This window comes from Microvirga guangxiensis, assembly GCF_900102135.1.
In the GTDB taxonomy this organism is placed as follows: Bacteria; Pseudomonadota; Alphaproteobacteria; order Rhizobiales; family Beijerinckiaceae; genus Microvirga; species Microvirga guangxiensis.
This window is the reverse complement of record NZ_FMVJ01000003.1, coordinates 185,798-199,502: the sequence shown is the minus strand read 5'-3', so window position 1 is coordinate 199,502 and position 13,705 is coordinate 185,798. Positions and strand designations below refer to the sequence as shown.

Below are 13,705 nucleotides of genomic sequence, written 5' to 3'. Positions count from 1 at the left end.
AACATATTCATGGAATGTATCTTTAGCGAACGCTTAGACCCGATTTTTCCGTTCGAAAGCAAGCATGGCCCAACTCACATCCTGACGTCCGAGCATATCGCCGAACTCATTGGCTCGCAGAAGCATCAGGCCAGCCCGCTCCGCTGACTCAATCAGGGGAGTGATGGGAATGGAAAACATGCGGCGGCCTGGAGGGACCGGCCCTTTCCTGATCGCCATGAACAAGCGCCCACCTGGAACGAGCAAATCCGCGATGATGGGAAGCGCCTTATCGCGCTCATCTGCATCAAGATGCATCCACACGGCTGTCATGAGAACAAGATCGAAACGAATGCGGCCCGCATGGAGCCCTGCGAGATCGGGCAGCGCATCATCCGTCCATGTAATGGAGGGATCGGGATGAAGACGCTTCGCATGGGCCCGCAGCTCCGCCGTGGGCTCAGCTGCATGAACCTGAAATCCTCTGGCCGCCAGCTCCGCCGCATCGCGGCCGGTTCCCGCGCCAATATCCAGAGCCCATCCGCCGTGAGGCAGAAGATCGAAGACTGGCCGATAGACATCCTCGAAGGTGATGCTTTCGTACGAATCGACCAGCGCGTCGGCCTGCTCGGCATAGCCTGCGATGCTCGGGATCGGTCTCCCTTCGGCTTCCATATTTGTTCTCTCGGATCAGCCTGAACGTTATCCGGTTTATAGCGCGTAATCTTCCAAGTTCATCTTTTGGCAAGGCAACGAAGAGATACTCAGCCTGTGACGAACGCCAAAGCGCAACCTGCAGCCCTCGATCTTGCCCTGCCCGGCGCGGAGGATACCCGCCGGGAGGTGATGGCGTGGCTCAAGTCCCTCGCCAAGGAGCGCAGGCTATCGCCGAAGACGGTAGAGGCCTATGCCCGCGACATTCGGCAATTTCTTGCCTTCCTGACCGAGCATCTCGGCGAGAAGCCCACCATCAAGGGGGTGCTGGGCCTCAAGCCTCTCGACATCCGCTCCTTTCTGGCCGCGCGCCGCATGAATTCCGTCGGAAGCCGCTCCCTCATGCGCCAACTCGCGGCGCTCCGCTCCTTCGCGCGCCATCTCGAACGAGAGGGCCATGGCACCGCCTCGGCCTTTGCGGCGATTCGCACCCCGAAGGTGGACAAGAACCTGCCGCGTCCGCTCTCCGCCTCCTCGGCCGTTGCAGTGACGGATAAGGAAACGCGCGCCTCCGAGGATCGCAAGCCCTGGATCCTGGCCCGCGACGCCGCAGTGCTCTCGCTGCTCTACGGCGCAGGACTGCGTATCTCTGAGGCGCTCGGCCTTCAGCGCCGCGACGCGCCGGTGAACGGCACCGATTCGATCACAGTGACCGGCAAGGGCGGGAAGATGCGCAGCGTTCCCGTGATCCCGCCGATCCAGCGTGCGGTGGAGGAATACCTGCACCTGTGCCCCTATGCGGTTCCGCCGGAAGGCCCGCTCTTCGTCGGCGCGCGCGGAGGCCCGCTTTCGCCGCGCATCATTCAGCTTGCGGTCGAGGAACTGCGTGGCGCGCTCGGCCTTCCCGACAGCGCCACGCCTCATGCCCTGCGCCATTCCTTCGCCACGCATCTCCTCGCCAAAGGCGGCGACCTGCGCGGCATTCAGGAACTGCTCGGGCATGCATCGCTATCCACGACACAGCTCTACACGAAGGTGGATGCGGCACGGTTGATGGATGCATTCAACGCGGCGCATCCGCGGGCACGGATGAAGGGCTGAGGGATTACTCCGCCGCGACCACGGCTTCTGCCAGCAATTGCCGCGCGGCGGGACCGATATCGCCCTTCGTCCAATGCGGACGACAGACGGAAACGTAGCGGCTCTCGCCGCCGATCTCGATCACCGGGCCTGAGCGCACCGGTTCGCCGTTGGGGTCGAATTTCAGGATCATGGTGGCCTTGCGGCCGCAATGACAGAGCTGCTTGATCTCCTGAAAATCCTCGGCCAGCGCCATGATCGTCGCGATCGCGTCACTGAACAGCGTGCCATAGACGTTGTTCTTGAGGCCATAGGCCATGACGGGAATCTTCAGCTCGTCAACGATCCAGGCCAACTGGCGGACCTGATCGGCGGTCATGAACTGGACCTCGTCGATCAGAACGACCGTCACCTTCTTCCGAGCATGCTCCGCCGTCACATAGGCTGCGATGTCGTCGTCTTTCCGCAGGGGGATCGCATCGGCCTCGAGGCCGATGCGGGACTTCACCTTGCCGACGCCGAAACGGTCGTCGACCAGACTCGTGAACAGCAGAACGTTTCCGCCGTTCTCGATGTAGTTGTAACGAACCTGCAGGAGATGGGTGGTCTTGCCTGCATTCATTACGGAATGGATGAAGTGAAGTTTTGCCATGAATCCATATTACATATGGATGGCGCGCTTCTCCACTGCGAGTGCAGCTTCCTTCACAGCTTCCGCGAGGGTCGGGTGGGCGTGGCAGGTCCGGGCGATGTCTTCGCTCGACGCGCCGAATTCCATGGCGATGGCCGCCTCGTGAATGAGGTTGCCTGCTTCCGGACCGATGATGTGCACGCCGAGCACCTTGTCGGTGGAGGCATCCGCCAGGATCTTCACGAAGCCGTCCGTGGTGCGGTTCACCTTCGCGCGGCCGTTCGCCGTAAAGGGGAACTTGCCGACATTGTAGGCAACGCCTGCGTTCTTAAGCTCCTCTTCCGTCTTGCCGACGGAAGAGACCTCCGGGAACGTGTAGACCACACTCGGGATCACGTCGTAGTTCACATGGCCCGCCTTGCCGGCGAGGATCTCGGCAACCGCAACGCCCTCGTCCTCGGCCTTGTGCGCGAGCATGGGGCCCGCGATCACATCGCCGATGGCATAGATGCCGGTGATGTTGGTGGCGAAATGTGCATCGGTCTGGACGCGCCCGCGATTGTCGAGCTGAACGCCCACATGGTCGAGGCCGAGACCCTGCGTATAGGGCACGCGGCCCACGGCCACGAGCACGACGTCAGCTTCGATGATCTCAGAGGCACCGCCTGCGGCGGGCTCATAGGTGAGCGTCGCGCCGTTGCCGGTCTTCTGCACGCCCGTGACCTTCGCGCCGAGCTTGAACTGGAAGCCCTGCTTGCCGAGGATGCGCTGGAAGTTCTTTGCGACCTCGCCGTCCATGCCGGGCAGGATACGGTCGAGATACTCGACGACCGTGACTTCCGCACCGAGGCGGCGCCACACGGAGCCGAGCTCCAGGCCGATCACGCCAGCGCCGATCACCACGAGGCGCTTCGGCACGCTCTCGAGTTCGAGTGCGCCGGTGGAGGAAACGATCACCTTCTCGTCGATCTCGATGCCAGGAAGGCGCGTGACGTCCGAGCCGGTGGCGATCAGGATGTTCTTCGTCTCCAGCATCTGGTTGGAGCCGTCCTCAGCCGTCACTTCGACTTGGCCGACCGCGGCGATGCGGCCGGTGCCGATGAAGGCATCGATCTTGTTCTTCTTCAGCAGGAACTCGACGCCCTTGGTGTTGCCGTCGACGCCTTCCTGCTTGAAGGCCTGCATCTTGGCGAGGTCGAGCGATGGCGAGGAAACGCCGATGCCGAGATCGGCGAAGTGATCGCGCGCATCCTCGAACATGTGCGAGGCATGGAGCAGCGCCTTCGAGGGAATGCAGCCCACGTTGAGGCAGGTGCCGCCATGGGTCTTGCGCTTTTCGACGACAGCGGTCTTCAGGCCGAGCTGCGCGGCGCGGATGGCAGCCACATAGCCGCCGGGGCCGGTGCCGATGACGATGAGATCGTAGGACATCTTTTGTCTCCACTTAACGTCACGCCCGGATCAAGTCCGGGCATCCACGTCCTTGCTGAAGGTTTGAAGTCGTGGATGGCCGGGACAGGCCCGGCCATGACGCTGATTTGATAATGCTTCTTACAGGTCCAGAACGAGGCGAGCCGGATCTTCCAGGGCGTCCTTGACGCGCACGAGGAAGGTCACGGCTTCCTTGCCGTCGACGATGCGGTGATCGTAGGAGAGCGCGAGATACATCATCGGGCGCACGACGACTTGGCCGTTGCGAACCACCGGACGCTCCTCGATGCGGTGCATGCCGAGAATGCCCGATTGCGGCGCGTTGAGGATCGGCGTCGACATGAGCGAGCCGTAGATGCCGCCATTGGTGATGGTGAAGGTGCCGCCCTGCATCTCGTCGATGGAGAGCTTGCCGTCACGGGCGCGCTTGCCGAAATCGGCGATGGTCTTCTCGATGCCGGCGACCGAAAGCTGATCGGCGTCGCGCACCACCGGAACCACGAGGCCCTTCTCGGTGCCGACGGCGATGCCGATGTGGTAATAGTTCTTGTAGACGAGATCCTGCCCGTCGATCTCGGCGTTCACCGCAGGCACGTCCTTCAGCGCCTGGATCACAGCCTTGGTGAAGAAGCCCATGAAGCCGAGCTTGGTGCCGTGCTTCTTCTCGAACACGTCCTTGTATTGGCTGCGCAGGTTCATCACGGCGCTCATGTCCACGTCGTTGAACGTGGTGAGCATGGCGGCGGTGTTCTGGGCGTCCTTCAGGCGGCGCGCGATGGTCTGGCGCAGCTTCGTCATCTTCACGCGCTCTTCGCGCTCGGCATCGACCGGAGCGGACGGGGCGCGCGCAGCGACGGGAGCGGAGGCCGCGGGAGCCGAAGCGCCGGTGGCGATGGCAGCAAGCATGTCGCCCTTCGTCACGCGGCCATCCTTGCCGGTACCGCCGACATTGGCCGGATTCACGCCGCTCTCGGCGGCAAGACGGCCGACAGCCGGACCGTGATCCTTGGCAGCGCCTGCAGCAGCCGGTGCGGGAGCAGGGGCCGCGGCGGGAGCCGGAGCAGCCTTCGGCGCCTCGGCCTTGGCGGCAGCGGCAGGAGCGGCGGCCGCGCCGCCCTCGACGATGGAGCCCAGCACGGCGCCGGGAGCGACCGTCTCGCCATCCTTGGCGATGATGTCACCCAGCGTGCCGCTTGCGGGCGCGTTGACTTCGAGAGTGACCTTGTCGGTCTCGAGCTCGAGCACAGGCTCGTCGGCCTTTACGGGATCGCCGGGCTTCTTGAACCAGCGGCCGATGGTGGCCTCTGAAACGGATTCGCCAAGAGTGGGTACGCGGATTTCGGTTGCCATGATCGTTCAGTCTCTTCGGAGCTTCGTTAAGCCCTAAGGAAAGGATGAGAGCCTTCGCGGTTTTTAGGCCGCGAAAGCCTCGTCGAGGAATGCCTGCAATTGGGCCGTGTGCTTCGACATGAGGCCCGTGGCGGTGGCGGCGGAAGCGGGGCGGCCCACGTAGCGCGGACGATCCGACTTCGAGCCTGCCGTCTTGAGCACCCATTCGAGATAGGGCTCGACGAAGGTCCAGGAGCCCATGTTCTTGGGCTCTTCCTGACACCACACCACGTCGGCCTTCTTGAAGCGGGCAATCTCTGCGGCCAGTGACTTCGCCGGGAACGGGTAGAGCTGTTCCACGCGCAGCAGATAGACGTCGTCGATGCCCCGCTTCTCGCGCTCTTCGAGCAGGTCGTAATAGACCTTGCCCGTGCAGATCACGACGCGCCGGATCTTATCGTCCTTCACCAGCTTGAAGCCCTCGGCCCCACGTTGCGCATCGTCCTGCAGCACGCGGTGGAAGTGCGTGCCTTCCGAGATGTCCGCGAGCGTGGAGGTGCAGCGCTTGTGACGCAGCAGAGACTTCGGCGTCATCAGGATCAGCGGCTTGCGGAAGTCGCGCTTCAGCTGACGGCGCAGGATGTGGAAGTAGTTCGCCGGCGTCGAGCAGTAGCCCACCTGCATGTTGTCCTCGGCGCACATCTGGAGGAAGCGCTCCAGGCGTGCGGAGGAGTGCTCGGGACCCTGACCTTCGTAGCCGTGCGGCAGCAGGCAGACGAGACCCGACATGCGCAGCCACTTGCGCTCGCCCGACGAGATGAACTGGTCGAACACCACCTGGGCGCCGTTGGCGAAGTCGCCGAACTGGGCTTCCCACAGGGTCAGCGCATTGGGCTCCGAGAGCGTGTAGCCGTATTCGAAACCGAGCACCGCCTCTTCCGAGAGCATCGAGTTGATGACCTCGTAGCGGGCCTGATCCTCGGAGATGTGGTTGAGGTTCGTGTAACGCTCCTCGTTCTCCTGGTCGGTGAGGACCGAGTGGCGCTGCGAGAAGGTGCCGCGCTCGCAATCCTGACCGGAGAGGCGCACGCGATGGCCTTCGAGCAGGAGCGAGCCGAAGGCGAGCGCCTCGGCCATGGCCCAGTCGAAGCCTTCGCCGGTTTCCATCATCTTCTTGCGGTTATCGAGGAAGCGCTGGATCGTGCGGTGGACGTGGAAGCCCTCCGGCACGCTCGTCAGGGCGTCGCCGATGCGCTTGAGCGTCTCGACGGACACGCCCGTCTGGCCACGGCGCGGATCGTCCTGATCCTCGCGCACGGCCTTGAGGCCCGACCAGCGGCCATCGAGCCAATCGGCCTTGTTGGGCTTGTAATTGGCAGCGATGTCGAATTCGGCATCGAGCTTCGAGCGCCAGGAGTTCTTCATCTCCTCGAGCTCGGCCTCGGTGACGATGCCTTCGGACAACAGCTTCTTGGAATAGATCTCCGTGATCGAAGGATGCTGCCGAATCTTGCGGTACATCAGCGGCTGGGTGAACGACGGCTCGTCGCCTTCGTTGTGGCCGAAGCGGCGGTAGCAGAACATGTCGATGACGACAGGCTTCTGGAAGCGCTGACGGTACTCGGTAGCGACCTTCGCCGCGAACACCACGGCCTCCGGATCATCGCCGTTCACGTGGAAGATCGGTGCTTCCACCATCTTCGCCACATCGGACGGATACGGCGAGGAGCGCGAGAAGCGCGGATCGGTGGTGAAGCCGATCTGGTTGTTGATGATGAAGTGGATCGAGCCGCCTGTGCGGTGACCGCGCAGACCCGAAAGTCCGAGGCACTCCGCCACCACGCCCTGGCCCGCGAAGGCCGCGTCGCCGTGAATGAGGAGCGGCATCACCGCGCCGCGATTGTCCGGTGTGCAGCCGTGCTGGTCCTGCTTCGCGCGAACCTTGCCGAGCACCACGGGATCGACGATCTCCAGGTGAGACGGGTTGGCGGTGAGCGACAAGTGGACGTTGTTGCCGTCGAAGTTGCGGTCGGAAGAAGCGCCGAGGTGATACTTCACGTCGCCCGAGCCTTCCACGTCGTCGGGCGCGAACGAGCCGCCCTTGAACTCGTGGAACAGCGCGCGGTGCGGCTTGCCCATCACCTGGGTCAGAACGTTGAGGCGGCCGCGATGGGCCATGCCGAAAACGATTTCCTTCACGCCGAGATTGCCGCCACGCTTGATGATCTGCTCGAGCGCCGGAATCAGCGACTCGCCGCCATCGAGTCCGAAGCGCTTCGTGCCGGTGTAGCGGACATCCAGAAACTTCTCGAAGCCTTCGGCTTCCACGAGCTTGTTGAGGATGGCGCGCTTGCCTTCGTTGGTGAAGGTGATTTCCTTGTCGGGACCTTCGATGCGCTCCTGGATCCAGGCCTTCTCGACCGGATCGGAGATGTGCATGAACTCGACGCCCAGCGTCTGGCAATAGGTGCGCTCGAGAATGGCGACGATCTCGCGGATCGTGCCGAATTCGAGGCCGAGCACGTTGTCGAGGAAGATCTTGCGGTCCCAGTCGGCTTCCGTGAAGCCGTAATGGGAGGGATGCAGCTCCTCATCGCTCGGGCGCGGATTGATGTTGAGCGGATCGAGCTTCGCGTGAAGATGGCCGCGCACGCGATAGGCGCGGATCAGCATGATCGCGCGCACGGAGTCGCGGGTCGCCTGCTGCACGTCGGCTTGGCTGATCTGAGCGCCCTTGCCTTCGGTCTTCGCCTTGATCTTGTCGCCGACGGCCTTCTCGACCTGTGCCCAGTTGCCGTCGAGTGCGGAGATCAGCTCGCCGTTGGCATGGATCGGCCAGTTCGGCTTTTCCCAGGAGGGACCATTGGCCGCCTTCTCGACAGCCTGCTTGTCGTCCTTCAAAGCGCCGAAGAACGCCTGCCACTCGGCATCGACCGAGGACGGGTCCTTCTCATAGCGGGCCTGAAGCTCCTCGATATAGGACGCATTGGCCCCATAGAGGAAAGCGGTGTTCAGGAAGTTTTCGTTGGCGTCTTGGCGTGCCATGGCAACCTACAAATCAAAAAGGTGATTGGCCGCCCCGATGAAGGGGCGGCCTGTTCGTTATTGACCCTTGAGAACCTCGACGAGAGTCTTGCCCAGTCGCGCCGGGGATGGCGAGACGCGGATGCCCGCAGCTTCCATCGCGGCGATCTTGTCTTCCGCGCCGCCCTTGCCGCCGGAAATGATCGCGCCGGCATGGCCCATGCGGCGTCCGGGAGGTGCCGTGCGGCCTGCGATGAAGCCGACCATCGGCTTCTTGCGGCCCTTCTTGGCCTCGCGGGCGATGAACTCGGCCGCCTCTTCCTCGGCCGAGCCGCCGATCTCGCCGATCATGATGATCGACTCGGTCTTGGGATCGGAGAGGAACATGTCGAGCATGTCGATGAACTCGGTGCCCTTCACCGGATCGCCGCCGATGCCGACAGCGGTGGTTTGGCCGAGGCCCTCGTTGGTGGTCTGGAACACGGCTTCATAGGTCAGCGTGCCGGAACGTGACACGATGCCGACCGAGCCCGGGCGGAAGATGTTGGCCGGCATGATGCCGATCTTCGATTCACCCGCTGTCACGATGCCGGGGCAGTTCGGGCCGATGAGGCGCGACTTGGAGCCCGACAGCGAGCGCTTCACGCGCACCATGTCCTGCACCGGAATGCCTTCCGTGATGCAGACGATGAGCGGAATCTCGGCTGCAATAGCCTCGCAGATGGCGTCAGCCGCGCCCGGAGGCGGAACGTAGACGACGGACGCGTCCGCGCCGGTCGCCTCGCGCGCCTCGCGCACCGTGTCGAACACGGGCAGGTTCAGGTGCGTGGAGCCGCCTTTGCCGGGCGAAGTGCCGCCGACCATCTTGGTGCCGTAGGCAATGGCCTGCTCGGAGTGGAAGGTCCCGTTCTTGCCGGTGAAGCCCTGGCAGATGACCTTGGTGTTCTTGTCGATGAGGATGGACATTTAGCCTCCAACGGGCTGGGGTTTTTTAGGTTGCGGAATAAGGCCTCCGCCGAGCACGGCGCCAGTCAACCCTGCGGCTGACCACATGCTGATCAAGACGAGCAAACCAGCGACGATATGATCGCCATGAGCGTCGTCTGGACCAACCTGTGCATAGAGGAGCAGGCCAATAGCAGTTGCGAGCAGAGCGCCAAACAAACCTGCTACGACATATCCAATCCGCTTTGCCCAACGTGCACCAAAAACAACTCTGCAAATTGGTACAACGAAGAGCGGCCCTACGAACATCGCGAGGGCTATCAAGCGGTGGTCTATCGTAAACAGGCTCAGCATTCTTAGGCCTTGCGAACCGCGTTCACGATCTTCTGGGCGGCGTCGTCGAGGTCGTCAGCGGGGATCACGTTGAGGCCAGATTCGCGGATGATCTTCTTGCCCTCTTCCACGTTCGTGCCCTCGAGGCGCACCACCAGCGGAACCTGCAGGCCGACAGCCTTCACGGCGGCGAGAACGCCGCGCGCGATGACGTCGCACTTCATGATGCCGCCGAAGATGTTGACGAGGATGCCCTTCACCTGCGGGTCGGCGGTGATGATTTTGAACGCCGCCGTCACCTTCTCCTCGGAAGCGCCGCCGCCGACATCGAGGAAGTTCGCCGGCTCTTCGCCGTAGAGCTTGATGATGTCGAGGGTCGCCATGGCGAGGCCCGCGCCGTTGACCATGCAGCCGATGGTGCCGTCGAGAGCGATATAGGCGAGGTCGTATTTGGAGGCCTCGATTTCCTTCTCGTCCTCTTCCGTGATGTCGCGCAGCGCGACCACGTCAGGGTGACGGTAAAGAGCATTGCCGTCGAAGGAGATCTTCGCATCGAGGCACTTCAGGTGGTTGTCCTGCGTGACGATCAGCGGGTTGATCTCGAGCATCTCCATGTCCTTCGCGGTGAAGGCCTTGTAGAGCTTCGTGACCAGATCCTCGGCTTCCTTGGCGAGCGGGCCGGTGAGGCCGAGCGCCTTGGCGACGGTACGGCCGTGGTGGGGCATGATGCCCGTGGCCGGATCGACGGAGAAGGTGAGGATCTTCTCAGGCGTATCGTGAGCGACCTGCTCGATATCCATGCCGCCTTCCGTCGAGACGACGAAGGCAACCTGGCCGGTGGCGCGGTCGACGAGCATGGAGAGATAAAGCTCGCGCGCGATGTCGGAGCCGTCCTCGATGTAGAGGCGGTTGACCTGCTTGCCGGCTTCGCCCGTCTGGATCGTCACGAGAGTGTTGCCGAGCATCTGCTTGGCGAACTCCTTCACCTCGTCCACGGACTTGGCAAGACGCACGCCGCCCTTCTCGCCGGCAGCGGCTTCCTTGAACTTGCCCTTGCCGCGGCCGCCCGCATGAATCTGGGACTTCACGACCCAGAGCGGACCACCGAGCTGCTTGGCAGCGGCTTCCGCCTCGTCGGCGGAGAAAATGGCGACGCCATTGGAGACCGGAAGACCGAACTCCTTCAGAATGGCTTTGCCTTGATACTCATGGATATTCATTCGTTTCTCTCCGCTTGGGCGGTTGAAAGACATGAATGGCCGGGGATGAACCCGGCCATAACGTCACTGAATTTATGCGAGCGCCGGATTGATCTGCTTGCAGGCGTCCACAAGACCCTGCACGGAGGCGACCGACTTCTCGAACATGGCCTTCTCCTCACCGGAGAACTCGACCTCGACGATGCGCTCGACGCCGTTCTCGCCGATCACGATCGGAACGCCCACGAACATGTCCTTCACGCCGTACTGACCCGTCAGGTAGGCGGCGCAGGGCAGAACGCGCTTCTTGTCCTTCAGGTAGCTCTCTGCCATCGCGATGGCGGAAGCGGCAGGCGCATAGAAGGCGGAGCCGGTCTTGAGCAGGTTGACGATCTCGCCACCGCCCTTGCGGGTGCGCTCGACCATGGCGTCGAGCTTCTCCTGGGTGGTCCAGCCCATCTTCACGAGGTCGGGCAGCGGAATGCCGGCAACCGTGGAATAGCGCACGAGCGGCACCATGTCGTCGCCATGGCCGCCGAGCACGAAGGCGGTCACGTCCTCGACGGACACGTTGAACTCTTCGGCGAGGAAGTGACGGAAGCGAGCGGAGTCGAGAACGCCGGCCATGCCGACGATCTTCTCAGGCTTCAGGCCGGAGAACTTCTGGAGCGCCCACACCATCGCGTCGAGCGGGTTGGTGATGCAGATGACGAAGGCGTTCGGAGCATACTGCTTGATGCCGCCGCCGACAGCTTCCATGACCTTCAGGTTAATGCCGATCAGGTCGTCGCGGCTCATGCCGGGCTTACGTGGCACGCCGGCGGTCACGATGATCACATCGGCGCCTTCGATGGCGGAATAGTCGTTCGCGCCCTTGTACTTGGCGTCGAACCCGTCGACCGGCGCGGATTCCGCGATGTCGAGACCTTTGCCCTGGGGGATGCCTTCCGCGATGTCGAAGAGAACGACGTCGCCGAGTTCCTTCAAGCCGACGAGATGGGCGAGCGTACCGCCGATCTGGCCTGCACCGATGAGCGCGATCTTTTTCCGGGCCATGGTCTGTCCTTGGATGTTGTTGAAGCTGACGCCTTTTAAGAGGTGGCGCTGTTTAGCCCCAGAAATGGGCCTGCTTCAAGTCAGCAAAAGGTTAACCAGCAAGGCTTTGAGCCCTTGGGAGACTTGGCTCAGCTTGACCGTAGCAGAATAACAGTATGACTTCAGGGACTTAGAGCGTTAATAGGGCCCGGAAATTTCATGTTACAATTTCTCGAAATTGTAACCAGACCTATATCGTGCCGATCTCCAGAGACCGGAGGATGACCCGGATCATGGCCGCCAGGCGCTGGTCCAGGATGTCCTGCGGAACCTCCGCATCGAGGCGCACGGTCAGGGGATTGATGAAGCGATAGACCGCATCGCTGATGAATGCGAGCGCCCGCTCCCTGTCCCGAGGATCGAACTTGCCGGTCACGATGCCTTCGTCCAGCACCCGCTCGATCAGGACCCGCATCCGGGACCGGTGCTTGCGCACCAATGCCCTCGAAGTCTCGGTGGCGGAGCAATAGACGTCGAAGAGGTGACGGTCCTCCTTCAGCAGCTCGCGATGCGTACGCGCCCAGGCCTGGATCAGGCGCTCCAGCTTGTCGTCAGCCGGATCGGGGGAATCCGCGATATCGGCGATGATCGCCTCCATCCGCCGCAACCACTGGCCCGCCACCGCATCGATGAGCGCGGCCTTGGACGCGAAGTAGCGGTAGACGTTGGCATGGGTCATGCCGGCGGCATCGGCAATGCCGACCACCGTCACGTGCTTGGGCCCGAAATGCTTGAGCTGATCGGCGGCGATGGCGAGCAGGCGGCTGTCGGCCGGAGTGTCGGCGTCCACGATCCGCTGGATGCCCCGCACCCGCTTCATGTCTCGGCCAGTCCCTCGGAGCTGCCGGATGCCTCCCGACCATGCGGCAAGGAGAGATATTCCTCCGAGCGCATCTCGATGAGGCGGGACACCGTGCGGTCGAACTCGAAAGCCTCGCGCCCGGAATCCGCCTGATAGAGCTCATGAACCTCGGTTTCGGCGGAAGCGAGGAGCTTCACCTTGGCGTCGTAGAAGGCATCGACCAGCATGATGAAGCGCTTGGCCTCGTTGCGGCGCTCGAAACTCATTCTCGGGATATTTTCGAGGATGACGGTCTCGAACTCGTCGGCAACGGTGAGATAATCGGCAGCGCCGAGCGGCTTCGAGCAAAGATCCTCGAAGGAGAAGCGCGCCACACCGCTTGCTGCCTGTGGCACTTCCACATGGTGGCCCTTCACGGTGAGCGTCACGGGCTTGCCCTGCTCGCGGCCCGTCAGGCTCTTGAAGGCATGGTTGAGCGCCGCGCGGGAATGCTCGTTGGCGGGTGCATAGAAAACCGGGCTGCCTGCGAGCTTCTCCAGCCGGAAATCCGTGCGGGACTCGAGCTTCAGCACGCCCATCCTCTCCTGCAGCAGCTCGATGAAGGGCAGAAAGAGCGAGCGGTTGAGCCCGCCCTCGTAGAGATGCTGCGGTTCCACGTTGGAGGTGGCGACCACCACGACCCCATGTGCAAAGAGGGCCGTGAACAGCCTTCCCAGGATCATCGCATCGGCGATGTCGGTGACGGTGAACTCGTCGAAGCAGAGCACCCAGGCCTCTTGGGCCAAGGTTTCGGCGACCGGCGCAATCGGATCGTCGCCCTTCACCTCGCCTGTCTTCAGCTTCTGCCGGAACTCGTGGATGCGCTCGTGCACATCAGCCATGAACGCATGGAAATGGACCCGGCGCTTGCGCTTGACCGGCAGCGCCTCGAAAAACAGGTCCATGAGCATGGTCTTGCCGCGACCGACCGAGCCCCAGACGTAAAGTCCCTTCGGCGGCGCGGGATTCTTCTTGCCGAACAGCCATCCCAGCGCGCTGGGCTTGCGGGCGAGACGGTAGTTGCCGAGGCCTTCTGCCAGGGTCTCGAGCTGGCGCAGAAGCTTCACCTGCGCAGGATCGCGCTCGATGGCGCCTGAGGCGACGAGCGCGTCATAACGGGCGGTGATGGATTGCGGGGGATGGAAGGTATCGGTCACGGATCAA

General features: G+C 62.8%; 12 protein-coding genes. 2 read left to right on the top strand and 10 right to left on the bottom strand.

Features of this window, described 5'->3' with window-relative positions; genetic code table 11:
- Positions 1-33 precede the first annotated feature (33 nt).
- Positions 34-654 (bottom strand): class I SAM-dependent methyltransferase, encoded by a 621-nt coding sequence (locus BLP10_RS04525; RefSeq protein WP_091130782.1) that lies wholly within the window; start codon positions 652-654, stop codon positions 34-36.
- Positions 655-825: 171 nt separating this feature from the next.
- Between BLP10_RS04525 and BLP10_RS04520 the strand changes: the two genes are divergently transcribed.
- Positions 826-1,734 carry a tyrosine recombinase XerC gene (locus tag BLP10_RS04520; RefSeq protein ID WP_244510418.1) on the top strand — a complete coding sequence of 303 codons (909 nt, stop codon included), beginning with the start codon at positions 826-828 and terminating at the stop codon, positions 1,732-1,734.
- 4 nt (positions 1,735-1,738) lie between these two features.
- On the opposite strand, the gene BLP10_RS04515 is transcribed toward BLP10_RS04520, so the two are convergent.
- The 5 genes from BLP10_RS04515 to sucD form a co-directional block, all read right to left on the bottom strand.
- Positions 1,739-2,365: a thymidine kinase gene (locus BLP10_RS04515; protein WP_091130776.1), complete on the bottom strand. Its 627-nt coding sequence runs from the start codon at positions 2,363-2,365 to the stop codon at positions 1,739-1,741.
- Positions 2,366-2,374: 9 nt separating this feature from the next.
- Positions 2,375-3,775 (bottom strand): dihydrolipoyl dehydrogenase, encoded by a 1,401-nt coding sequence (gene lpdA, locus BLP10_RS04510; protein ID WP_091130768.1) that lies wholly within the window; start codon positions 3,773-3,775, stop codon positions 2,375-2,377.
- A 120-nt stretch (positions 3,776-3,895) separates the two neighbouring features.
- Positions 3,896-5,125 carry a 2-oxoglutarate dehydrogenase complex dihydrolipoyllysine-residue succinyltransferase gene (gene odhB, locus BLP10_RS04505; protein WP_091130767.1) on the bottom strand — a complete coding sequence of 410 codons (1,230 nt, stop codon included), beginning with the start codon at positions 5,123-5,125 and terminating at the stop codon, positions 3,896-3,898.
- Positions 5,126-5,188: 63 nt separating this feature from the next.
- Positions 5,189-8,149, bottom strand: coding sequence for a 2-oxoglutarate dehydrogenase E1 component (locus tag BLP10_RS04500; protein WP_091130765.1), 2,961 nt, complete (start codon positions 8,147-8,149; stop codon positions 5,189-5,191).
- Positions 8,150-8,206: 57 nt separating this feature from the next.
- Complete coding sequence (sucD, locus tag BLP10_RS04495; RefSeq protein ID WP_091130762.1) at positions 8,207-9,094, bottom strand: succinate--CoA ligase subunit alpha; 888 nt, start codon at positions 9,092-9,094, stop codon at positions 8,207-8,209.
- Positions 9,095-9,211: 117 nt separating this feature from the next.
- Here sucD and BLP10_RS22785 point away from each other — a divergent pair, with 117 nt between their 5' ends.
- On the top strand, positions 9,212-9,433 hold the full coding sequence (locus tag BLP10_RS22785; RefSeq protein ID WP_175493778.1) for a hypothetical protein: 222 nt from the start codon (positions 9,212-9,214) through the stop codon (positions 9,431-9,433).
- Here BLP10_RS22785 and sucC read toward each other — a convergent pair.
- From sucC to zapE, 4 genes are all read right to left on the bottom strand, one after another.
- Entirely contained in the window at positions 9,430-10,626 is a 1,197-nt protein-coding gene (gene sucC / locus BLP10_RS04485; protein ID WP_091130756.1) for an ADP-forming succinate--CoA ligase subunit beta, read from the bottom strand. The genes BLP10_RS22785 and sucC overlap by 4 nt on opposite strands.
- A 72-nt stretch (positions 10,627-10,698) precedes the next feature.
- On the bottom strand, positions 10,699-11,661 hold the full coding sequence (gene mdh / locus BLP10_RS04480) for a malate dehydrogenase (protein WP_091130755.1): 963 nt from the start codon (positions 11,659-11,661) through the stop codon (positions 10,699-10,701).
- A 229-nt stretch (positions 11,662-11,890) separates the two neighbouring features.
- Positions 11,891-12,520, bottom strand: coding sequence for a TetR/AcrR family transcriptional regulator (locus BLP10_RS04475; protein WP_091130752.1), 630 nt, complete (start codon positions 12,518-12,520; stop codon positions 11,891-11,893).
- Positions 12,517-13,698, bottom strand: coding sequence for a cell division protein ZapE (gene zapE / locus BLP10_RS04470; RefSeq protein ID WP_091130748.1), 1,182 nt, complete (start codon positions 13,696-13,698; stop codon positions 12,517-12,519). The genes BLP10_RS04475 and zapE overlap by 4 nt, the downstream gene beginning before the upstream one ends.
- Between the last annotated feature and the right edge of the window lie 7 nt (positions 13,699-13,705).

Bases quoted from the DNA above. Each gene is read 5' to 3' on its own strand.
- BLP10_RS04525 (WP_091130782.1), bottom strand. From the start codon at position 654: ATGGAAGCCGAAGGGAGACCGATCCCGAGCATCGCAGGCTATGCCGAG.
- BLP10_RS04520 (WP_244510418.1), top strand. From the start codon at position 826: ATGGCGTGGCTCAAGTCCCTCGCCAAGGAGCGCAGGCTATCGCCGAAG.
- BLP10_RS04515 (WP_091130776.1), bottom strand. From the start codon at position 2,365: ATGGCAAAACTTCACTTCATCCATTCCGTAATGAATGCAGGCAAGACC.
- lpdA (WP_091130768.1), bottom strand. From the start codon at position 3,775: ATGTCCTACGATCTCATCGTCATCGGCACCGGCCCCGGCGGCTATGTG.
- odhB (WP_091130767.1), bottom strand. From the start codon at position 5,125: ATGGCAACCGAAATCCGCGTACCCACTCTTGGCGAATCCGTTTCAGAG.
- BLP10_RS04500 (WP_091130765.1), bottom strand. From the start codon at position 8,149: ATGGCACGCCAAGACGCCAACGAAAACTTCCTGAACACCGCTTTCCTC.
- sucD (WP_091130762.1), bottom strand. From the start codon at position 9,094: ATGTCCATCCTCATCGACAAGAACACCAAGGTCATCTGCCAGGGCTTC.
- BLP10_RS22785 (WP_175493778.1), top strand. From the start codon at position 9,212: ATGATCGCCATGAGCGTCGTCTGGACCAACCTGTGCATAGAGGAGCAG.
- sucC (WP_091130756.1), bottom strand. From the start codon at position 10,626: ATGAATATCCATGAGTATCAAGGCAAAGCCATTCTGAAGGAGTTCGGT.
- mdh (WP_091130755.1), bottom strand. From the start codon at position 11,661: ATGGCCCGGAAAAAGATCGCGCTCATCGGTGCAGGCCAGATCGGCGGT.
- BLP10_RS04475 (WP_091130752.1), bottom strand. From the start codon at position 12,520: ATGAAGCGGGTGCGGGGCATCCAGCGGATCGTGGACGCCGACACTCCG.